This is a genomic window from Pseudomonas sp. PDM21 (genome assembly GCF_014852505.2).
GTDB lineage: Bacteria > Pseudomonadota > Gammaproteobacteria > Pseudomonadales > Pseudomonadaceae > Pseudomonas.
In genome coordinates, this window is sequence record NZ_CM181223.1 from 3,445,252 (window position 1) to 3,466,016 (window position 20,765).

Here is a 20,765-nt window from a genome sequence, read left to right on the forward strand (position 1 = left end):
GTGCCGCCATGCTCTACCAGGCCATCCCACCGCACTACGCCCGCATCCGCGACCAACTGGCCGCCGACATCGCCCAGCGACGCTTCCTTGCCGGGCAGAAACTACCGCCCGAGCGCGACCTCGCCGAGCGCTTCGAGTGCACCCGCGTCACCTTGCGCCAGGCCCTGCAACAGCTGGAAACCGAGGGGCTGATCTACCGCGAGAACCGGCGCGGCTGGTACCTCAGCCCGCCGCGCATCGACTACGACCCGACGCGGCTGGTCAGCTTCATGGATTACGTGCGCCTGCAGGGCCGCGTGCCCCACACCGAATGCCTGAGCGCCGAACGACGACGCGCCGGCGCCTGGCTGGCGGCGCGGATGAACCTGCCGTCGCCGGACGAACCGGTGTTCCGCCTGCACCGCCGCCGGCTGATCGATGGCCGACCGGTGCTGGTGGAAATCAACACCCTGCTCGCCAGTTGGTGCCCGGATCTGCTCGACGCGCGCCTGGACGGTTCGCTGACCACGATCCTTCGCGAACGCTTCGGCAAGGTGCAGACGCGCTGCACGCTGAACCTGCGCCTGGGTACGGTCAACGACGACCAGGCCGAGCTGCTGCAATTGGCCTGCGGCGCCAGCAACCTGGTGCTCGAACGACTGAACTACGCCGAGGATGGCTTGCTGGTGGAATTCGACCAGGAATTCTGGCGGCCGGACGCGGTGTCCGTGGCCGTGCAGGCGGATTTCCCGTCACGCTCGTTATAGCTGAATAAGTAATTATCAAATGCTAATTCAGTATTTCTGGTTCTAACAGGATCGCAGCTAGGCTAGCTCCAACTTCACCGCAACCGGCTTGTCTGCAAGCCTTCTGGAGCCGCCATGGACCGCACCGACAACATCATCGACCTCGCCCGCCACCGCACGCGCCGTCAGGCCCGCCGCCAGGCCGAGCTGATGTGGATGCTGTACGCGCAGCGCGCCGGCTACGATGCCTTCCAGATCGTCCAGCAGAGCCGCGACAGCGGCCGCCGCGAGGCCTGAATCATGGGCCTGCCGCTCGCCACGGATCTGCCCACCGTGGCGTTCGACGCTGAGCAAACCACACCCGGCGCGCCGGACGACCCTATCGGCGAGCGCGTCGCCAGCAACCTGCTGCGCCTGCGCGCCAAGCGCAACCTCTCCCTCGACGGCCTCGCTCGTCTCTGCGGTGTGAGCCGCACCATGCTGGCGCAGATCGAATCCGGCCGCAGTGTTCCGTCGATCAAGGTACTGAGTAAGATTGCCCAGGGCCTCAAGGTCTCGGTCGCCGCCTTCCTCGACGACCGCGCCTTCGACGGCGTGGCCGTGCTGCCAGCACGCGAAAGCAAACGTCTGGTCAGCGGCGACGGCGCCTTCGTCAGCCGCGCGCTGTTCCCCTTTGACGTCTCGCGCCAGGTGGAATTCTACGAACTGCGCCTGGCAGGCCTGGCCACCGAACACTCCACCGGCCACGCGCCCGGCACCCAGGAGAACCTGGTGGTCGCCCAGGGCGTGCTGGAGATCAGCGTCAACCAGGAACGCTTCCTCCTCGGCACCGGCGACTCCATCCTGTTCTACGCCGACCAGCCGCACAGCTACCGCAACCCGGCGGACAGCGAGGCAGTGGCGTACTTGGTGACGACCTATGCGGAACGGCTTGACTGAACCGATCCACGCAAAGCGCCCACGCAATGAAAAAGGCCCGGCGGGTTTCCCCTCCGGGCCTTTTTCGTTTTAGTGCCCTGCTATCAGCAGGTGCAGCACATCATCGGCATGCCGTTGCAGCTCATCATCATGGGCATACCGCATTCCATCATCTTGTTCATCAGCAGGCAGCAGTTCTTGAGCATGTCCATGCCCATGCCCTGCATCGGCATCATCTTGCACATCATCATGTCGCCCTGCATCGCGCATTCCATCATGCACTTCATGCCGGGCATGCCCATGTTCATACCCATCATCGGCATCTGCATCATCGGGCTCATCATGCCCATCATCGGCATCATGGCCATGGCGGGCTGGGACATGCCCATCATCATCAGGTTGCCGCAGTGCATCATCATCGGCATGCCGCAGTTCATCATCATCGCCATCATCTCGGCGCTGTTGCGGAACATGGCCATTTCCATGCCCATGGCCGGCTTCATGCGGCACATCATGCCGTCGTCGAGCATCTCGCATTCCATGGTCGCCATCATCATCGGCATGCCCATCATCGGCATCATGGTGTTGGTGTTCATCGGCATCTGCATGGCGTTCATCATGGTGGAGCTCCCTGAATCGATTGGAATGAAGTGCTGCGAATGCGGCCGATTCTAGGAAAGTGCGGCGGCAGGGCAAGATGGCGGGGGAACGTCGGGGTTCGTAGTATCAACCCGCGATTCGGATTCGATATCAGCGGCGTTGTACGCGATACTTTCGATAAGCTCGCTATCGAGAACACGATAGAAGTACAAGCAGCCATTTCAGCGACATGGATATCTCATCCAGTGCTGAACAAAGAACCGAAGTGAATATTGGATCTAACCAGCACCGGAAAAATAGACATTACCGACTCTGATGCCCGATTTAGAGGGTTCTCTGCTCTCTCGATAAATTTCAAAAAAGAGCGCATGAGCATGCGCTCTTTCTGCTGCCCCCCTACATGACTGACACCACGCTCTTGCCTGGCGGAAGCTACACATTGCGCTGACTGGCAGAGCGATAGTCACCAACTGCCCTCAGCCACTAGGCGGTTGAGTTTGGGCCGGCACCCAGCATAAGCACACTTCTTCTGGCGCTGCATAAGTCAGCGAGAGAGCCTGGCATGCATAAGGCCGCCACGCACGCCAAGTCAGATGGAGAACACTGGCTCCGGGAAGCGATTCGCCCAGTCTGCTGTCAGCGGGAACTCTTCCTGGTCACAACGAACTGTCCAGGTTGTAGCTCAACCATCGCGGCGATGAATCACCGCAACCATTGCGCGTACCAATCGATGGTTCGCTGCAGGCGGTCTCGGACAAAGGATGGCCGCCGCAACACGTGCCCTTCGCCCGGATAGATCACCAACTGTGTCGGGACACCGTTGACCTTCAACGCCTGGTACATTTGCTCGCTTCCCACCAGAGGCACGCTCCAGTCCCGGTCACCGCCCATGAACAACGTCGGCGTCCGGATCTGGCCGGCATGGAAGAACGGCCAGGAGGCATCGATCCATGCCTGCGGGGCGAGCCATGGATCTGGAAACTCGGCTCGCCAGAAGCTCAGCCATTGGTCATGCCCATACTGGGCAATCCGATTGCCGCTGCCCGCACCACTGATGGCCGCTTTGAACCGGGTGTCCGCAGCAATCAGGTAGTCGGTGAGGATACCCCCGAAGCTCCAGCCTCCCACGCCAAGACGCTGCGGATCAGCGATACCGCTGGAGACCAGGTATTCAACACCAGCGAGCAGGTCGGCCACCGGCAACTTACCCCACTCCCCTGTCAGCGCCTTGCTGAAGTCGGTGCTACGACCACTGCTTCCGCGATAGTTCACGTTCAGAACGGCATAGCCCTGTGCTGCGAGTAGCTGCCGCTCGAAGACGAACGAGTGGCTGTCCTGCGAGTTGGGTCCTCCGTGGATGCGCAGTAGAGCGGGCAGCGTGTGACTGGGCTTTCCGCCGGGCAACGTCAGGAGCCCGTGCACTATCTGCCCATCACTGGAGCTGAACTCGACGTCTTTCGCCGCCAGCCAGCGTACCTGCCGGTTGAGTGCGTCGTGGATGCCGCTGATGGACTGCCGCGGCAGGCTGGACGAGCCTGGTATCAAGCGATACAGCTCGCCCGGACGTTCATCGCCAGAGGCAATGTAGAGGATGCCCGTCGATGTCACTGCGTAGTCGCTTACTGTCAGCGGGCCGTCCAGTAAGCGACTGACCTTGCCGTCAGCCAGCGTTACCTCCGCCAGCCCCTGACTCCGGTCACCGCTGACCATGAAGCTCACGCGCTTGCCATCGGAACTGAAGGCAGGTGTGCTGACAAACTGATCCAGTGTCTTCGTCAGCGACCGGACGGCACCGGAGTCCAGCTCAACCAGGGACAGGTGTGGGTGCTCGCGAAAGTCGAGATCACGCTCCTCGCTGTCGAGATAGGCTATGGAGCGACCGTCCGGTGCCCATGCCAGGGATGTCGCACTGCCCAGTCGAGCGGGAGCAAGGGTGCGTGGAGGCTTTTCTCCCTTGCTGTCGACAACGAACAGGGTTTCGCTGCGACGCGCATTCACACCGGGCTCCGCGCTGGCGATGAAGGCAATCCAGCGGCCGTCCGGAGACCAGCGCGCGGAGCCAGGACTTGCCTGCCCGTCGCCGGCAACCCGATGCAATCGGCCGCCGGCAGGATCGAAGACGTAGAGCGATGGTTCCGCACCGCTCAGATAGCCCTGCCCGTCCCGCTTGAACTCCAGGCGGTCAATGACCAGTGGCTGGCTGGCCGGGCGAGCAGCCTCGCTGTCGTATGCGATCAGGACCTGCTTGCCGTCGGGCGCCCATTCGTAGTCCAGGATCCGCCCCGGCAGCTGGGAAAGCCGACGGGGCGCCGAGCCATCACGGACCACCCACAGCTGGCGCGTTTCATGATCATCACGCAGAAAGCTGTAACCCTGGTCGCCCGGGATACTTCGTGCCTGCGAAAAAGCCTGGTCGCCGCCCAGTAACAGGCGAGGCGTCCGCTCCGCCGAATTGGCGAGCCAGAGTTCCCTCTGCTGCACATCGTCCGTGGATGATGGGCGGGTTACCGTGTACAGCACGCCCTCGCCGCCTGCCGTCGCACGCAGTTCGCTGAGCTCAGCGAGCTGCGCGATGTCGTCGAGAACAGCCAGCCTGGCAGACTCCGCAACGGCTGCCAACGGAAGCCAGCACGCCAGCAGAGCGGCACCGAGGGGCGCCGTTCGGCGCCCCCGGCAGGACCTATGCGTGTCGCTTCCTTCAACGGAAGGCATAGGTGAGCCCCACATAGACGCCGAAGCCATCGCCCGGCACAGAGCGTGCTACGTCCTTGCCCTTGTCGTCATAGCCGGGAGTGACGATGTTCGCGTAGCGCTCATTGGTCAGGTTGCGAAGGTCAAGCCAACCTTGCCAGTCCTTTCCCGGAGCGTCATAGCCCACTCGAGCCCCGAAGATGTTGTATGAACCGGCATAGAACGAGTTCGCGTAGTCCACCGGAATCCGCGAGGAATACTCGGTGTTCAGCCCGGCATACAAACCGTTGGGGAGGCTGTAACGCAGTTCGGCCTGGTAGTAGTGCTTGGGAATACCCGGCAACTGGTTATCGCCGAAACGGTCATCGTCGCGGTAATGGAAGTCGCTGTAGGTATAGGCCTGCGTGAGGTTCAGGCGGCCTTGGCCGCCACCGTCCCAGAGCAGGCTGTCCAGGCTGAACTCCACGCCCTGGTGGATCGTCGGGCTGGCGTTGGATTCGGCGATGATGGCCGAGGTGGTAGCCGTGGCAGCCTGGGTCTCGACACTCAGCAGTTCGTGACGAACCTCCGAGCGATAGACCGCAAGATCCCAGTGCCCGAACTGAGCGTCACCGCGCCCGCCCACCTCAAGCGTGGTGGCCGTCTGGTTCTTCAAGTTGACGGGCTCACGCTGCAGACCGGTGGCAGGTCCGCTTCCGGCCGGGAAGTACTTGTTCGAGCCCCAGATGAGCGACCAGGCGTGAGGCGGTTCGACCGAGCGGCTGAGGTTGCCGTACACCTGCAACTGCGGGCTGAACTCGTAGCGCAACCCGACACGTGGGGCATAGTCCCAGTCATGCTGGCTCACCTTGCCTCCGCCTTCCGGATAGGTCACTTCACTTTCACGGCGGGTATAGATGGCCGCCAGGCCGGTGGTCAGCCACAAGCTCGGAGCAAGCTCCAGATCGTTGCCGATGTGCAGCACACTGTCGGAGCCCAGGTAGCTGTAATCGCGCGTCTTGGTGCCCACGGCGTACGCGGCGGTGTTGCCGGTGGGAACACGCACATACTCCGAAGCGCCGTTGTTGGGCAGTGCCTTGGTGCTGCGCAGGCCGATGGTGGTGGTGCTGTCGTGGCCGAACAGGGTGTCCTGGCGAATGTAGTTCAGTACCCCGCTGACATCGGTGTAGGCGACCTTGATGCGGTTGGTACCCTCGCGCAAGTCCATGGGGTAGTCGTGGTAAACCAGGCCGGCTTCCACCCGCGAGTTGTCGTCGAGGTAGAAAGTCGTCTTGTTTCCGAACCAGGTCGTACCCGGCTGGATACGCTTGGAGTCCCGAGCCACGTAGACCGGGTTCGCCGCACGGGGATCGTGATTGACCTGGTAACGGGTCAGATTGCCCGGCATGTCGTTGTCGGTTTCCCGATAGCGGAAGTAGAAGCGGGTCTCTAAGTTGGGGTTGAAGCGATAGCCAAAGTTCGCCGCGACACCCTTGCCGCTGCCGCCGCTGTGGTCGCGATAGCCGTCGTACTCCGAGTCCGTGAGGCTGACGTAGTAGTCTGCATCGCCCAGTACCTGGCCCGAGCTGATCTCGCGCTTGGCATACCCGTTGGAGCCCGCCTCATAGTGCAACTGCAACTTGGGCGCATCATAGCCAGTGTGGGTGACGTAGTTGACCGCACCGCCCAGCGCCAGGGCTCCCCGGTCGAAACCATTGGCGCCGCGCAGCACCTCTACCCTGCTCAGCCAGAGCGGCTCCTTGAGCTCGTACGGTGTACCGCCAGGACCTGTAAGCGGCAGGCCGTCAATGGTCTCGTAGAGGCCGGACGCGTGGGCACCTGCCCCTCGGTTGAGCCCCGAGCCACGAATCGACAGCTTGATGCCGTCATTGTTGGTCGCCTTGGCATAGACGCCGGGCTGGTACTTGAACACGTCTTCGTTGTTGCTGGCGCGGCCCTGCTCAACGCTCTGCAGGTCGATGTAGTTGGTACCGCCCGGGGTCTTCTCCAGTTGCTCCTTGGCGACCTCCGCTTCAGTCTGCGCGCGGCCGATGACCTCGACTTTCTCCAGTTCGACAGCGGTGTTCGGTTGATCGGCCTGGGCAATCTGACTGAAGGCCAAGGCAACGCTATAGCCCAGCCAGGGCAATGCACGGCGTGCAAAAGGTGGTTGTTGAGACTGCATGGACGACATCCTTGAAAGGCGGTTGGATACTCAACGCACGGGGTCAGCCGCGACGCTGCAATGGGTGATTGCTCGGCAAGCGGTCGCCCTTGCCGAACAGTTTCTGGCGAAGGGTTCCGGGGCGGTATTCCTGCTTGAGCAGGCCGCGTTTGCGCAGCTCGGGCGCGAGGCCGTCGCTGAAGTCCTCGAAGCTGCCTGGAGAGATCACGTAGGTGACGTTGATGCCATCCACCCCGGCGTCCTTCCATTTCTGCAGCTCATCGGCCAGGCGCTCGGGGCAGCCGACAATCTGCCGGTTGCGGCGCCACAGCAGGACCTGACCAAGCGTCCACTTCTGGTCGGGCGCTGACTGTCGAAGGCTGTTCAGCCAGCCTTGCTGCGTATTGGTGCGAATGCTCTCCAACGGTGTGTTCAAATCCACCGCCGAAATATCCTGGCCCGCCGCGCTACTCAGTTGCGCCGCGAAGGCTTCCTCATCGAGATATTCCCGGTAGCTGGCATCCTTCGCCCTGGCTTCTTCATCGGTGCCGCCAACCACGAAAGTGAGTCCTTGGAAGAACAGAATGCTCGAAGGGTCACGCCCCAGTGCCAACGCGCGGCGGCGAACATCCGCGATGATCTGCTGAGCCCCGAGAGGCGTCGTCGAGTCGAGGAAAATGGCCTCGGCATTACGTGCCGCGAATTGCCGACCGGCCTCCGACGAGCCCGCCTGGAACAGGACTGGGGTGCGCTGCTGCGAAGGCTCGGACAAGTGGGGACCGGGAACCTGGTAGTACTGGCCTTCGAAATCGATGCGGTGCACCTTGGAAGGATTGGCATAGCGGCCCAGCACCGTGTCACGCAGCACGGCATCATCCTCCCAGCTGTGCTGCCAGAGCCGACCGCAGACTTCCAGGTATTCCGCCGCCATGGCATAGCGGGTGTCATGCTCGGGCAGGTCGCCCCAGCCAAGGTTTCGCGCCGCGCTCGCCAGATGCGAGGTGACGATGTTCCAGCCTACCCGCCCCTCAGTGATGTGATCCAACGTCGAGACCCGCCGTGCGAAGTTGAACGGAGGTTCCTGCAGGATGGACTGGGTGAAGACGAAGCCCAGGTGCTCTGTGACCGCGCTCATCAGCGGAATCAGCACACTCGGATCACCCCCGGGGGACTGCATCGCCCTGCTGACCGCCGTCTGGTAGCCGCCTCGGTAGATGTCATGTACACCCACGACATCCGCCAGGAAGATGCTGTCGAATCCACCACGCTCGAGCGTCCTGGCCAGGTCAGTCCAGAAGCGCGGGCGGGTGTAGTCGAAACGCTTGGACTCCGGGTGAGCCCAGACTCCGTGATAGGCCAGGGAAACGCAGTTCTGTTCGAAAGCATTGAAGAAAAGCTCATTGGCACCGCGGCCAGAAGAAAGGTCGCTCATGGGAAAGTCCTTAAACGGGGCGTTGCCAGTCCGGCAACGGAAGATCCAGGTGTTCGCGCAAGGTCTCGCCCTGGTACTGGCTACGCAGCACCTGGCGCTCTTGCAGAAGAGGAATGACATGGTCGAGCAGGCCGTCGAGGGAGGCGCTCAGATCCGCAGGCAAAACCACGTAGCCATCGGTTGCTCCAGCGTCGAAGCGCTCCTGCAACTGGTCAGCGATCTGCTCGTAGCTGCCCACCGGCGTCCAATGCCCCCGTGAGCTCACCAACCGTTGCAGGATCTCTCCAAGCGGGCGCTGCTGAACCGCCAGCGCCAAAAGCTCCTGCGCGGCCGTGCTGGGTTCGCCCTGGCGTGCCTGTCGTAGCAACGCTTCGGGCAACGGCTGGTCCAGTGCGAGGGACGTGCAGTCGATACCGTTCAGCAGCCCTGAAAGCCGGCGAAGCGCCTGCTCCTGGTCAGTCAGCTCAGCGAGCGCTCGCTGTTGCTCCTGCGCCTGGGCGATGGTTGGGCCACTGATCGGCGTCACCCCCTGCAGCACCCTCAGGTGCTCGGGGTCTCGCCCGTACTTGCGGGCGCGGTGCTTTAGGTCGCGATAGAAGCTTGCTGCTTGCTCCACATCCCCCTGCATGGTGAAGACGATATCCGCATAGCACGCGGCGAGTTCGCGGCCCTCCTCCGAAGACCCTGCCTGCACCACCAATGGCCGTCCTTGCGGAGAGCGCGGCGTTGGCAGTACGCCCTTCACGCGCACATGCTCACCACGGTAGTCGGCCACATGAATGCGCCGCGGATCGCCATATTGCCCTGCCTCGCGATCGAGCAAGATCGCCTCCGGCTCCCAGCCGTCCCACAGCGCCCGAGCCGCTTCCAGCGTCTCGGTAGCTCGCTGGTAGCGGGCTGCATGTGCGGGCAACTGCTCGAGTCCATAAAGCTGCTGCCCGCCACGGGAGGTCACGATGTTGACGCCTGCACGCCCACGGCTCAGGTGATCCAGCGAAAGGACCTGTCGCGCCAAGGTGTATGCAGGCGTGAACGTGGTCGACACGGTAGCGATCAAGCCAATCCGCGAGGTCACTGCGGCCAGCGCCGAGAGCAGTGTCAGCGGCTCGAGCTGGTTGGTCGGCCAACTGGCATGGGATTGCGGGTCGAAGCCTGCGACGTCAGCCACGAACAGGCTGTCGATCACCGCCGCCTCGGCGCGCCGGGCCAGCCGCTGGAACAGCTGCAGATCGCAGAGTTGCTCCGCCGCGCTGTCGGGCTGTCGCCAAGCCGCCTGGTGAAAACCGGCATCACCGGTCACCAGGGCCAGGTGCATCTTCCCGCGGCGACTCATGCTGCTGGCGCGCTGGCGAAATCAATACTGCCGGCCAGCGGCGCGCTGGCGGCCACCTGCCCCTGCAACAGCGCCAGCTTGGCGCTGATGACCCGCGCAGCGTCCGAGCCCAGGATAAGCCGGGAAGCAAACCCGTCAGCCGGAAGGCCGGCGCCGACCTGAGCGATGATGCGCCGCGCTGCCTGCTGCGGATCCCCGGGCTGTTGGCCACGGCTCTGGGCAAGCCCGCCCCGCGCCGCGCCTGAACTTGCCTCGTAATCGGCAATGCGCGTATGACTGGTCAGCAGCGACTGGTCCTCGAGGAACTCCGTGCGCAGGATGCCGGGCTCGACGATCAGAACGCGCACACCGAGTGCTGCCGTTTCCTTGGCCAGCGCTTCGCTCAATCCTTCGAGGGCGAACTTACTGGCCGAATAGACGCCCCAGGATGCCGCGCCAGAGAGGCCTGCCAGCGAGCTGATGTTCACCAGGTTGCCGGCGCGCTGGGCACGGAAGCCTGGCAGAACAGCCCGGATAACGTTCAGCGCGCCATGCAGATTCAGTTCGAAGACCTCGCGAACCTCCGCGTCGCTGGCTTCCTCGATAGCCCCGAGCAAGCCTTTGCCCGCGTTGTTGATGACCGTGTCGATGCGTCCGAAGCGCTGCACTGTCACTGCCACTGCCTCACCAACCTGAACCGGGTCGGTCAGGTCAGCGGCAAGGCGCAACAGCTGCGGATGCTCAGGTTCACCGACAGCGATCACGCGCGAAATCGCGGCTACCTGATGCCCGTCGGCAAGCAGCTCCTTTACCAAGTGCCATCCCAGCCCACGGCTGGATCCAGTAACAAGCCAAACTGCCATGCAAAGTTCCCCCAACCCCACTGAAGGGGCGTCATCGTTTATGGAAAGAGGTCTTAGAGAATGCCGCTATTGGGCGGCAGGATTCCGTTGAGCAGGTGATTGCCCAGGTGGTGGATCTTCCAGCGCGCAGGATCGTGCAAGGAGTGGGTACGAGTGTTGCGCCAGTGGCGGTCGAGCCCCAGTGGTCGTGCCGTACCGCCCGCGCCCATCCAGTCGAATACCGCGCTGCTCAGACTTACCGCTTGCTCGGCGGCAAAAGTCTTGGCGGCCGCAACGGCCAGGGAAATTTGCGCGGCAGCCTCTGCCGCCTGGTCGGGCGGGGTATCGGGATCACGCAGTAGCGGGTCGAGGCGGTCATAGGTCCGTGCGGCTTCGTCCAGCAGAGCCGAGGCGGCCCGCTGGGCGATGGCAAAACGGCCGAACGCCTGGATCACCACGGGGTCTTCACTGTTGCTCGCAAACGGTGACTCACTGGAAGGTCGAGAACGCAGCCGAACGTACTCTGCGCCGTCGCGCAATGCAGCATCGAGAACCCCCAGGTCCAGCCCGATGTGGTGCAGTTGACCAAAGGCACCATGGCTTTGTGGCTGTTCGAACAGCCTCCAGCGTTCGACCACCCGCCAGCGCGGCACCTCTACCCGCTCGAACGTGGTGGTGCCGCTGCTGGTGCCACGCTGGCCGAAACCATTCCAGTCCTGCTCGACCCGCACACCAGCGGCCTGCCGCTCGACATAGGCAACTGCGATCCGCCCCTGGGGGTCCTTGGCCATCACCGCAATCCAGCGCGCATGCACGGCACCGGTGCTGTAGTACTTGCGCCCATCCAGCAGGTAATCGCCACCGGGCTCGATCTCCTGCAGGCTGGTCTGGAAGTGCTCATAGCCACGCTTGACGCCGATTTCCGTGGTGCCGTTGCCAAACCAGGCGCCATCCAGAGCTTCGGCAAAGAAGAAGCGACGCTGGCGTTCGCTGCCAACCCGGCCTATCGCATCCAGGGCGGCATAGTGCGGCTGGAATATTTGCGCCACGCTTGGATCAGCCGCGGCGATGCGACGGTAGACCCTGGCAATGGTCACAGCGCTTGCCTCTACCCCGCCATAGGCTCGCGGCACGTTCAGGGCCAACAGGCCACTGCTGGCGATCGCAGCTATGGCTGCGTCAGGCAGAGACCCGGTCGCATCGCGCTCAATAGCGCCTTCGGCGACCGCGGTCGCCAGCCGATCGAGAATCGAATCGACTTCGGACTCCTCGCGAATGATGTGCACATTGCTCATTGGGCGATGCTCCCAACCTGCTGCCGACCCGGCTCATCCAGGATCACAGCGGGATCGCTTTCCAGCCCGCGGGCAGCAATGGCATCGCCAACGGCCTCGCTTTCACGAATCAGGCGCACCAGTACCGGTAGCACGATACGCACGCCAGGCCGTGCGTAACCGCGAGCTTTGCAGGCATCTCGCGAGATATCGATGGCACGACTCACGCTTGGAATCAGTCGGATGGTCAGCGCCAGCACCAGGCTCACCTTCCAGGTATCCACACCCAATCGACCGAAGGGACGCAGCAGTCGCTCGAACAGGTCGAGCATGCTGGAAACTCTTGTGGTCAGGGTCAGCAGACCCGCAAGCAGGATGGCGTTGTACATGGTCAGCGATAGCTGTGCGCCGGCTTTCCAGTCCTGCGTGAACACCTGCACCAGCATGATCAGCACCACGAACGGCGCCAAGCCGCGCGACGCGGCGAAGGCGGGTCGCAGCCCGAGACCAGCCTGCAGATACAACGCCAGGAAGAGTGCCAGCCAGGCTAGCTGGGCGGGCAAGAGGGTGGTCAGAGACAACCCGGCAGAAAGCGCCAGGAGGCCGAGGAACTTCCAGCCGGGAGTCAATCGGTGCAGCCACGAGCTACCGGGCTTGAACAGACCCATCATGCCGAAAGCTCCTGGGGAACCCGCCGAGCACGAATCAGGGCGCGGTAGCGGGACACCGCCTCTGCTGGCGGGCCGTCGTAAAACACCCGTCCGCGGTCGATGACGACCACGCGATCAAAGTCCTCGATGATCTCCAGTTGATGGGTCAGGAGAATGACCTGTTGCTCCAGCCGGCGCAGGGTATCGACGAAGATCTCGACGTTATGAAGATCGAGCAATGTCGTGGGCTCGTCGCAGATCAGTATCTGTGGCTGCGTGGCCAGCACCGAGGCGAGTGCGAGCATCTGTTTCTGCCCGCCCGACAACAAGTGCGCTGAATGTTCGCCGTGCTCCTGCAGACCGAAGCGGGCCAGCAACGCATCGACTTCACGCTGGGTTCGCAGCTTGTCGTAGCCGAAACGGCGCAGGCCGAGGGCAACATCTTCCGCAACGGTTGGCATGATGATCTGGCTATCGGCATCGGAGAAGATGAACCCTACCCGCTGACGAGCCTGGACAGGATGGCGGCGCACTTCAACGCCGTTCACCACGACATCGCCCTGCTGCGGGATCAGCAGGCCATTGAGCATACGTGCCAGGGTCGACTTGCCATTGCCATTGGCGCCGATGAAAGCGATTCGCTGCTCCTTGAGCTCCAGGTTTATGTCGTGCAGCACGGGCCAATCGCCGAAGCTGTGGCTCAGGTTTCGAATGGAAATCACCGCTGGGAACCTCAGTATTCGATTGCGTAGGAAAGGGGTATCTCAGGATTCGCCGCGCCGAACACCGGCGGGCGGAATGGGGAAGGCGCGGAACAGCGAGCGGCCGATCAGGGAGGCCAGCACCACCTTGAGCAGGTCGCCCGGCAGAAACTCCACGGCAGCCAGTACGGATGCGCCCAGGCCACTCCCAAGCCGCCAGGCTGCAACCGGCAAGCCGGCGGCATAGATCACCAGGATGCCACCCACGAAGTTCGCCAACAGGGCACGTCCGAGCGAGTAGTGGCGCCCATCGCGCGGCGCCATCCAGGCAATCACCGCCACCCCTGGCAGCCAGCCCAGCAGAAATCCGGCGGAAGGCCCGAACAGAGGCGCCAAACCACCACGTCCTCCTGACAACAATGGCAGTCCGGCCAGCGTCAATGCCTGGAAGCACAGTACGGCCAGCACCGCTCGCCGGGGCCCCAGCAGCGTGCCGGCGAGCATGACGCCGAGGGTTTGCGCGGTTATTGCCACGGGCCCCAACGGCAGGACGCCGAACAAGCCGAGCACAGCGATCAAGGCGGCGAACAGCGCGATCAGCGCCAGGTCTCGTGGCAGGAGCGGACGGCGGGCCTTGGCAGGCTGCCGGTGGCTAGGAAGTACGGAATCATCCATCAGCGAACTCTTCGAAACAGTTATTGGTCAATACACTAACTGAACTCGATCCTACCCAGCTGAGCCGTGAGAGCAAAGATTGATTTGATATATTGATATATCAGTTGTCGTTTTTATTCCTTTAAATTTCATTCGTGAAAAAACACGTCTAGAGTGGCGGAATTTCGCCGACTATGAAGGCTATCAATCGAATAGAAGCCAGATATAGACGATTGGATCATGGCTTCACGGCTAACAGGACGATGCGCTCCATGCCCAGAATGTCATGTATTTGACCAATAACATGAACATCAATGATAGAATACAAAGTCATGGGGTTTACCCATTACAAACTGATGCAGCCATTTACCGCACCACACCCTCCGAAAACCTGCGAGGCGCTATCTGCAATGACGGAAGAAAGTACGACCCTGAGCGAGCGGGATCTGCGTTTCAATTTTCGCAGTGGTACGCCAGCGCTCTTCCTGGTGGAAACCTTCGGCGAATGGACCCGCCGTCGTTATGACCGGATCATGACGGCAGAGGTGTGGAACGATTGGCTGCAGCAGATCGGTTATCCGACGGTTACCGAGACGCTCAGCGCCAACGACCTGGAGCAAATGCGCGACTTGCGCAGAGCGATCTATGGCTTGGCACAGGCTCGCGTAAAAGGGATGGATGCGCTGCCCACCGACGTACGGGCTATAAACCAGTACGCAGAACACCCGGTACCGGTTGCGCAACTGGCAGCGGACGGCCGTTCTCGTCGAGTGCCGGAAAGCATCTCGCAGGCACAGGTCCTGTCGATGTTGGCGCGAGATGCCATCGAACTGTTCTCCGGCGAATACGCCGAGCGCATTCGGGAGTGCGCCAGCCATATATGCCCAGTCATCTTTGTCGACCGCTCACGTCGAGGGGATCGGCACTGGTGCTCCACCAACTGTGGTGCTCGCCACGCCACTGCGCGATACCGTCAACGCCAGCAACAGCCGGAGGACATCGACTGATCGCTGCTCACGAGGTCCGAGGAGCTGGTCGCCATGCTCTTTCCCCAAGTTCACTGCCGGGGCGAAGAGCCGGGATACAGCGCCAAAGCGAGCACAAACAGCAGCCCCACCGCCCCTACCGACGCGACCAGCCCCTGTTCACCCAGCGCACCAATGACAACGCCCGTGATGATCGGGCCCGCAATGCTGCCCAGGGTGTAGAACAACGCGATGGCGGTCATGGCCGTCGACAGTTGCTGTTCGCCGACTCGTTCGCCAGCTTCGATCACCGCCAGGGTGTTCATTCCGCCGATGGCGCCGCCCCAGACGAACGCGGCCAATGCAGCGAGCCACGGATATGGCAGGCACAGAGCGATGAGCATTGCCCCACCGACCAGCACCAGCCCACACAGTAACTGCGCCGCCCTGTATGAACTGCGGTCAGCCACCCAGCCGATGGGGAGCTGAAGCGCCGTCCCGCCGGCCCCGAATGTGGCAACCAACAACGTGGCTGTCGCCAGCAGGTAACCTGCTGCCAGGCCGTAGCTGGCGAGGAAGGTAATCGAGGAGGTTTCGCTGAAGCCGGCGATGAAAGCTCCGCACAGGGCAAGGGGAATTATTCCGAGCACGCCCCTGGGCTTTTTATCCATCGGGATGCCAGGTGCCACCGCGACATCCCTCAGGGTCCAGGCCACGACTCCGGAGACACCGGCGAGCGCCGCGCACGCAAAGTAAGGAGTGGAACTCTCCACCCCCAGCAGCGACAGCAGCAATGGCCCCACGGCAATGCCCAGCCCCATCAGGGTTTCGTGAATACCAATGGCACGGCCACGCTCGCTTCGCTGCGCAACGAGCACTATCCAGGTATCGCTCGCAATCCAGCGCAGAATGAGCCCGATACCCAGCACGAAGTTCAACATGAAGAGCAGCATCGGCTCCCGGGTCAAGGACATGCCAAGCACCGCTACTACCGTCAGGGCAGCGCTGATGATCGACGCTCGCGCCAGCCCGAACAGGACAAGTAAACGAGGGACCAGGCGGTAAAGCACCAGAATGGCAAGCCAGGAAGCACTGACCACAAGACCGATCCGTGCAGGGTCGACGCCCTGCCGTTCCATCGACAAGGACAGTAGCGGTGTGATGGTGCCAATCTGCACGATTTGGGAAAGCGCCGAGGAGGTGTTGATCCTGGCCAGTACACCCCAGCGCTGCCGATCCGTTGGTTCGAAGCCCGGACTCTCCATGGGTCTTCCTCTGCAAGAGTTCGACACCCTGCCTCCGGGACGGGGGCCGACGTTCAATGACAGGCTGGCCACGCAAAAGCGCCACCAGCCTGTCATCTATTCAGCTCCGATGGAGCATGTCGCAAGCCCGTTCTTTTCCAGGTAGCGCTGCTGCTCCTCGTCCGCCAGCTCAAAGCGTCCCAGCTCGACCACCACCGTGGTAATCGGTCGGCGATGACGGCCCGAACCGTCAAGCTGCGCACGCGCCGCGTCTGCTGTCTCCGCCTGAGCAGCAGAGTGCGTGAAGATCGCGGAGCGGTACTTCACACCCACATGCTCGCCCTGGCGATCGACCGAGGTTGGATCATGCAATCCCCAGAAGGCCTCGACCAGTGCCGCATAGCTGATCACCTCCGGGGCGAAATCTACCTGCACCACTTCAATCAGCGGGGCCTCCCGGCCAGCTTCCGCCGCGTAGCCGACACGACTGTCTATCACCCCATCAAGTTTGCGCAAAGCCGCCTCGGCTCCCCAGAAGCACCCTGCACCAAATGTCGCCCGTTGTGATTCGCTCATGGTCTCCCCTCCTCACTGGCCAGCAGATGCTCGTTGAGCTGGGCGATGTGCTCCGGGCCAATGCCACAGCAGCCTCCGATAATGGCGGCGCCCTCATCGATCCATTCTTGTGCCCACTGCAGGTACGCCGCAGGTCCAAGGTCAGCGCGGATATCAAGCAGGGTGTCGTTGGCCTGGGCGTCCTCGCGCACTGGAGGAAAGGCGTTGGCATAGACGCCAAGTGGCAGTTCGCGCACCTGGTCCGTCAGCACCTGCCGGGCACGAAGAATCGCAACGCCCATGCTTTCCGGCTGGCTGCAGTTGAACAGCAACGCACTGGCACCCAGCTCAAGGGCCAGGAGAACCGCCTGCTCCACGCTCTCGCCCGAGCGCAACAGGGGTTCTGCTTTCACGTCATCCGCGTCCTGCAGTGTGAAGGAAAGCCAGAGTGGCTTGCTCTCGCCGTCCAGGGCCGCCTTCACGGCACGCGCCTCGGCCAGGGAACTCTGGGTTTCCGCCAGCCAGAAGTCGACATGCGGTGCCAGGCCGGCGATCAGTTCACGATGGATCGCCTGGGAACGGTCCGCGTCGAACAGGTCCGGCCGGTAGGATCCCAGCGCTGGCGGAAGGGAACCGGCAACCCGCACTGAAGTGCCAGCCTCGTCGGCGGCGCCCCGGGCGAGCTCGCCGGAAAGCCCAGCCAGGGCCCGTCCGGAACTGGCGAAACGCTCTTCGCCGATATGAAACGGCACCACGGCATAGCTGTTCGTGGTGATCACCCTTGCGCCAGCGGCGATGAATGCACGATGCACCTTTGCCACGTATTCCGGTGCTTCCAACAGCGCCAGGGCGGACCACTCCGGCTGCCGGAACGGCGCACCGATGCGTTTGAGCTCACGCCCCATTCCACCATCGAGCAGAGTCCAGTGACTCATTGCGCGGCCACCTTGGCGCCGGCGGCACTCAACCAACGGTCGACGGTCGCCTGATTGGCCGCAACCCAGGCCTTGGCCGCTGCATCCGCCGGTTGCTTCTCACGTTCGATCTTGAGGATCAGATCGTTCAGAGACGTCGGATCAATGCTCACGTTTTCCAGGAACGCGGCGATCCGGGGCGCGCGTTGCTGCAGGGTGGAAGACGCCAGTATGTGCACCTTCGCATCGGGATAGGCGCAGGTGACGCTGCTCTTGCTCAGCCAGTCGGCATCGACGGTCGGACTGATGAACTTCCAGCAGCCGTCAGCCTTATACAGCGGATCACCCTTCTTGTTGTCCTGGGCATAGCCATCGAACGGCGGCTCATCGAGACGGCGCAGGTCGTACGCTGAGAAGATCCAGTCCGGTGTATAGGCGTAGAAAATTACACCGCGCTCGGCCTTGTAGGCTGCATCGAGCTTGGCGTAGGTCACCGATGCCTCGGTGGAGACCGACTCGAAGTTGCCGTCGAAGCCGAAGTCCTTGGCCTTGATCTGACCAATGTAGGTCGACTCCCAGCCCGCGGGGCCGACCAGCAGTTGCGACTTGCCGCCACCCAGTGGCGCGAACAGTTTGGCGACCTCAGGCTTCTTCAGGTCGTACACCGACTTCACGTTGTACTTGTCCTGGATGTAGCCAGGAATGTAGAAGCCCTGCACACCGACATAAGGTTGCTTGTTGGGGGTCAGCGAGTGGGTGCCACCGGTGACGTACTTGGCCCAGGCTGCGGACTGGTTCGGCAGCCAGATATCGGTAAGTACGTCCACCGAACCGTCACCCTTGGCGGCGGCGGCGAACAGCACCGGCAGGTCACCGGCCAGGTAGGAGACGTCACCGTCGAGACGGCTGGAGATGATGTCGCCGAGGATGTACTGGATGGCGATGGCGCCGGTCCAGTTCTGCTCGCCGATCACGATCTTGTCCTTGGCGAAGGTTGCCGTGGCTGGCACCAGCGTGCCCAGCAAGGCGACTCCGGCAAGGGCGCGGGAAAGTAATCTGGCCATGAAAGGTATTACTCCTGAGTGGGATGATGACGTTTGCGAAGGGATGCCTGGATGATCCGGTCGGGCACCAGGGCACAGAAAACAATGGCAATGCCGGCGAGGACACCCTCCCCGCCCTTGATGTTGCGCAAGGCGGTCATGACGTCGTAACCGAGGCCGCCGGCACCGATCAGCGCTGCCACGACGACCATCGATAGGCTCATCACGATGGTTTGGTTGACCCCCAGCAACAGGGAGCTAGAGGCTAGTGGCAACTCGACGCGGGTAAGCGTCTGCCAGGACGTTGCGCCGTGGGCGACTGCGGCCTCCACGGCGGCCTTGGGCACCTCCCGGATGCCCAGGGCGGTGAGACGGATCATCGGCGCAAGGGCGAAGATCACCGTTGCAATTACCGCCGGTGTCTTGCCGACGGAGAAGAAGGCCACCGCCGGAATCAGGTAGACGAAGGTCGGCAGCGTCTGCATGACGTCCAGCAGCGGTGTGATCACGCGCCGCGCCAGTGGCCGCTTGGCCAGCAGGATGCCCATGGGAATCCCGATCAGCAGCGATAGCAGCACCGAAGACCCGACCAGAGCGATGGTGGAAACGGTGCGCTCCCAAAAGCCGAACAGGCCGATGTAGCCCAGGGCCAGCGCACTGGTCAGGGCCAGGGCCGCTCCGGCAGAACGCCAGGCCAGGTAGACCAGGGCCAGCGCCGGTACAGGCCAGGGAATCCAGCCCAGCGCGCCTTCGACGCCCTCGATGACCGTACGCACTGCGACGATCACACCGACGAAGGCACTCTCGAAGGTCAACTGTGACCAGCCGATCAACCGGTCGATGGCACCGGCGACCGCCAGCATGCTGTCGCGGTCGGCGGGGAACTGCAGCAGCGCTCCAGCGGCATCAGGCGTCAGGGCGCGCCAAAGCGTCAGTGCCTGACTCGTGAGCAGCAGCGCCAGGGGCAATCCCACGCCGTGCGAGTCTCGTCTGTGGCCCTGCTGGCTTAGCCCGGCGCTGGCAGCACGATTGACCAGCAGCGCTGCCAGTGCGAAGGCCAGTGTCCACCCGGGCCCCTCGCGCCACGCACCAGCGAGCCAGGCCAAGGCCGTCAACTCGACCAGCAGAGCAAGCCAGAACAGGCCATTTCGCCCGGCGGACGCCAGCGCCACCGGGCCCAGCAGGACCTGACGAGCCCAACCATGCATCGTGGGCTCGTCCAGGGTAGAAGCCAGTGAAGCGACGACCGGCTCTTTCTCGGAAGATGGCGCGGTCGGACTGATATGCGGTCGCTCGTCGAAGAAATCCGCCACACCATCGTCTGCTGGGTGTTCGAGCAGTTCACCGGGGGTGCCGACCTGAATCAGTCGGCCAGCGCGCAGCACGGCAATGCGGTCTGCCAGGCGCAACGCTTCACCAGGGTCGTGGGTTACCAGCAGGGTCGTGATGCCACGCTCGCGTACCAGTTGCAGGAAGCGGCCCTGCAGATCGCGGCGGATGGTCGGGTCCAGCGCGCTGAACGGTTCATCCATCAGCAGGATCTCGGGGTCGGTGACCAGCGCCCTGGCAAGCCCGACACGCTGCTGCATGCCGCCAGACAACTCATGGGGGAAATGCTCGCCCCACTCTCCCAGCCCTACGGCCTGCAGTTGTCGTTGTGCAGCCGCGTGCCGCTCGCTTTCCGGCGCCCCCCGCAGTTCCAGTGGTAAGGCAACGTTGTCGCGCACGCTGCGATGCGGCAGCAATCCGAAGTGCTGGAACACCATGCCGATGCGCTGCGAACGCAGTTGACGAAGCGCTGGAAGCGTCAGGTTGCCCAGCACCTCGCCATCAATCAGCACGTCGCCGCTACTGGGCTCTATCAACCGATTGACGTGTCGCAGCAGGGTCGACTTGCCGCTACCGGAGGTGCCCATCAGGCAGAGCACCTCGCCGCGCTGCACCGCGAGGCTCACTTGTGTAACCGCGTTCTTCGCATCTGACCGACCACCGTCGTAGCGCTTGGTCACCGCGCGGAATTCCAGCGCGATATCGGCAGTAGGATCAGAAGCAAAAGCAACACTTCGTCCATCCGCGCCTTGCAGCGCAGTGGCATCCACTTG

19 protein-coding genes are annotated in these 20,765 nt (G+C 62.8%); 4 read left to right on the top strand and 15 right to left on the bottom strand.

Translation table 11 applies throughout. The features are described 5' to 3' along the window. Positions 1-8: 8 nt before the first annotated feature. From IB275_RS15925 to IB275_RS15935, 3 genes are all read left to right on the top strand, one after another. A complete protein-coding gene (locus IB275_RS15925; protein WP_192295942.1) occupies positions 9-746 on the top strand; it encodes a UTRA domain-containing protein in 738 nt (245 codons plus the stop codon). Positions 747-860: 114 nt separating this feature from the next. Further along, entirely contained in the window at positions 861-1,022 is a 162-nt protein-coding gene (locus IB275_RS15930; protein WP_017519129.1) for a hypothetical protein, read from the top strand. Between the two features lie 3 nt (positions 1,023-1,025). After that, positions 1,026-1,664 (top strand): helix-turn-helix domain-containing protein, encoded by a 639-nt coding sequence (locus IB275_RS15935; protein ID WP_192295943.1) that lies wholly within the window; start codon positions 1,026-1,028, stop codon positions 1,662-1,664. Positions 1,665-1,747: 83 nt separating this feature from the next. On the opposite strand, the gene IB275_RS15940 is transcribed toward IB275_RS15935, so the two are convergent. The 10 genes from IB275_RS15940 to IB275_RS15985 all read right to left on the bottom strand — a co-directional run bounded on the left by IB275_RS15940 (position 1,748) and on the right by IB275_RS15985 (position 13,963). Next, positions 1,748-2,263 carry a hypothetical protein gene (locus IB275_RS15940; protein WP_192295944.1) on the bottom strand — a complete coding sequence of 172 codons (516 nt, stop codon included), beginning with the start codon at positions 2,261-2,263 and terminating at the stop codon, positions 1,748-1,750. A 682-nt stretch (positions 2,264-2,945) separates the two neighbouring features. Beyond that, positions 2,946-4,862, bottom strand: coding sequence for a S9 family peptidase (locus tag IB275_RS15945; protein ID WP_192319015.1), 1,917 nt, complete (start codon positions 4,860-4,862; stop codon positions 2,946-2,948). A 79-nt stretch (positions 4,863-4,941) separates the two neighbouring features. After that, positions 4,942-7,098: a TonB-dependent receptor family protein gene (locus IB275_RS15950; RefSeq protein ID WP_192295946.1), complete on the bottom strand. Its 2,157-nt coding sequence runs from the start codon at positions 7,096-7,098 to the stop codon at positions 4,942-4,944. A gap of 43 nt (positions 7,099-7,141) precedes the next feature. Further along, positions 7,142-8,509, bottom strand: a complete 1,368-nt coding sequence (locus IB275_RS15955) for an LLM class flavin-dependent oxidoreductase (protein WP_192295947.1) — start codon at positions 8,507-8,509, stop codon at positions 7,142-7,144. A gap of 10 nt (positions 8,510-8,519) precedes the next feature. After that, positions 8,520-9,824, bottom strand: a complete 1,305-nt coding sequence (locus IB275_RS15960) for an NtaA/DmoA family FMN-dependent monooxygenase (RefSeq protein WP_192295948.1) — start codon at positions 9,822-9,824, stop codon at positions 8,520-8,522. Positions 9,825-9,838: 14 nt separating this feature from the next. After that, entirely contained in the window at positions 9,839-10,636 is a 798-nt protein-coding gene (locus IB275_RS15965) for an SDR family NAD(P)-dependent oxidoreductase (protein ID WP_494514412.1), read from the bottom strand. A gap of 101 nt (positions 10,637-10,737) precedes the next feature. After that, a complete protein-coding gene (locus IB275_RS15970; RefSeq protein ID WP_192295950.1) occupies positions 10,738-11,958 on the bottom strand; it encodes an acyl-CoA dehydrogenase family protein in 1,221 nt (406 codons plus the stop codon). Continuing rightward, positions 11,955-12,605: a CbiQ family ECF transporter T component gene (locus IB275_RS15975; protein ID WP_494514413.1), complete on the bottom strand. Its 651-nt coding sequence runs from the start codon at positions 12,603-12,605 to the stop codon at positions 11,955-11,957. Before IB275_RS15975 ends, IB275_RS15970 begins: the two co-directional genes overlap by 4 nt. Further along, positions 12,605-13,309 (bottom strand): energy-coupling factor ABC transporter ATP-binding protein, encoded by a 705-nt coding sequence (locus IB275_RS15980; protein ID WP_192295952.1) that lies wholly within the window; start codon positions 13,307-13,309, stop codon positions 12,605-12,607. Before IB275_RS15980 ends, IB275_RS15975 begins: the two co-directional genes overlap by 1 nt. Positions 13,310-13,351: 42 nt before the next feature. Next, positions 13,352-13,963, bottom strand: coding sequence for a biotin transporter BioY (locus IB275_RS15985; protein ID WP_192295953.1), 612 nt, complete (start codon positions 13,961-13,963; stop codon positions 13,352-13,354). 293 nt (positions 13,964-14,256) lie between these two features. Here IB275_RS15985 and IB275_RS15990 point away from each other — a divergent pair, with 293 nt between their 5' ends. Beyond that, the gene (locus IB275_RS15990) at positions 14,257-14,949 is read left to right on the top strand and encodes a CGNR zinc finger domain-containing protein (RefSeq protein WP_192295954.1); all 693 of its coding nucleotides are present in this window, start codon (positions 14,257-14,259) and stop codon (positions 14,947-14,949) included. A gap of 50 nt (positions 14,950-14,999) precedes the next feature. Here IB275_RS15990 and IB275_RS15995 read toward each other — a convergent pair whose 3' ends face one another. The 5 genes from IB275_RS15995 to IB275_RS16015 all read right to left on the bottom strand — a co-directional run bounded on the left by IB275_RS15995 (position 15,000) and on the right by IB275_RS16015 (position 20,747). Next, positions 15,000-16,172, bottom strand: a complete 1,173-nt coding sequence (locus IB275_RS15995) for an MFS transporter (protein WP_192295955.1) — start codon at positions 16,170-16,172, stop codon at positions 15,000-15,002. 96 nt (positions 16,173-16,268) lie between these two features. Then, a complete protein-coding gene (gene msrA / locus IB275_RS16000) occupies positions 16,269-16,727 on the bottom strand; it encodes a peptide-methionine (S)-S-oxide reductase MsrA (protein WP_192295956.1) in 459 nt (152 codons plus the stop codon). Continuing rightward, complete coding sequence (locus IB275_RS16005; RefSeq protein WP_192295957.1) at positions 16,724-17,641, bottom strand: homocysteine S-methyltransferase family protein; 918 nt, start codon at positions 17,639-17,641, stop codon at positions 16,724-16,726. The genes msrA and IB275_RS16005 overlap by 4 nt, the downstream gene beginning before the upstream one ends. Continuing rightward, the gene (locus IB275_RS16010) at positions 17,638-18,684 is read right to left on the bottom strand and encodes an ABC transporter substrate-binding protein (protein ID WP_192295958.1); all 1,047 of its coding nucleotides are present in this window, start codon (positions 18,682-18,684) and stop codon (positions 17,638-17,640) included. Before IB275_RS16010 ends, IB275_RS16005 begins: the two co-directional genes overlap by 4 nt. 8 nt (positions 18,685-18,692) lie before the next feature. After that, the gene (locus IB275_RS16015) at positions 18,693-20,747 is read right to left on the bottom strand and encodes an ATP-binding cassette domain-containing protein (RefSeq protein ID WP_225607815.1); all 2,055 of its coding nucleotides are present in this window, start codon (positions 20,745-20,747) and stop codon (positions 18,693-18,695) included. Between the last annotated feature and the right edge of the window lie 18 nt (positions 20,748-20,765).

Excerpts from the sequence above, each read along its gene's own strand:
- IB275_RS15925 (WP_192295942.1), top strand. The coding sequence starts at position 9 with ATGCTCTACCAGGCCATCCCACCGCACTACGCCCGCATCCGCGACCAA.
- IB275_RS15930 (WP_017519129.1), top strand. The coding sequence starts at position 861 with ATGGACCGCACCGACAACATCATCGACCTCGCCCGCCACCGCACGCGC.
- IB275_RS15935 (WP_192295943.1), top strand. The coding sequence starts at position 1,026 with ATGGGCCTGCCGCTCGCCACGGATCTGCCCACCGTGGCGTTCGACGCT.
- IB275_RS15940 (WP_192295944.1), bottom strand. The coding sequence starts at position 2,263 with ATGATGAACGCCATGCAGATGCCGATGAACACCAACACCATGATGCCG.
- IB275_RS15950 (WP_192295946.1), bottom strand. The coding sequence starts at position 7,098 with ATGCAGTCTCAACAACCACCTTTTGCACGCCGTGCATTGCCCTGGCTG.
- IB275_RS15955 (WP_192295947.1), bottom strand. The coding sequence starts at position 8,509 with ATGAGCGACCTTTCTTCTGGCCGCGGTGCCAATGAGCTTTTCTTCAAT.
- IB275_RS15960 (WP_192295948.1), bottom strand. The coding sequence starts at position 9,824 with ATGCACCTGGCCCTGGTGACCGGTGATGCCGGTTTTCACCAGGCGGCT.
- IB275_RS15970 (WP_192295950.1), bottom strand. The coding sequence starts at position 11,958 with ATGAGCAATGTGCACATCATTCGCGAGGAGTCCGAAGTCGATTCGATT.
- IB275_RS15975 (WP_494514413.1), bottom strand. The coding sequence starts at position 12,605 with ATGGGTCTGTTCAAGCCCGGTAGCTCGTGGCTGCACCGATTGACTCCC.
- IB275_RS15985 (WP_192295953.1), bottom strand. The coding sequence starts at position 13,963 with ATGGATGATTCCGTACTTCCTAGCCACCGGCAGCCTGCCAAGGCCCGC.
- IB275_RS15990 (WP_192295954.1), top strand. The coding sequence starts at position 14,257 with ATGATAGAATACAAAGTCATGGGGTTTACCCATTACAAACTGATGCAG.
- IB275_RS15995 (WP_192295955.1), bottom strand. The coding sequence starts at position 16,172 with ATGGAGAGTCCGGGCTTCGAACCAACGGATCGGCAGCGCTGGGGTGTA.
- msrA (WP_192295956.1), bottom strand. The coding sequence starts at position 16,727 with ATGAGCGAATCACAACGGGCGACATTTGGTGCAGGGTGCTTCTGGGGA.
- IB275_RS16005 (WP_192295957.1), bottom strand. The coding sequence starts at position 17,641 with ATGAGTCACTGGACTCTGCTCGATGGTGGAATGGGGCGTGAGCTCAAA.
- IB275_RS16010 (WP_192295958.1), bottom strand. The coding sequence starts at position 18,684 with ATGGCCAGATTACTTTCCCGCGCCCTTGCCGGAGTCGCCTTGCTGGGC.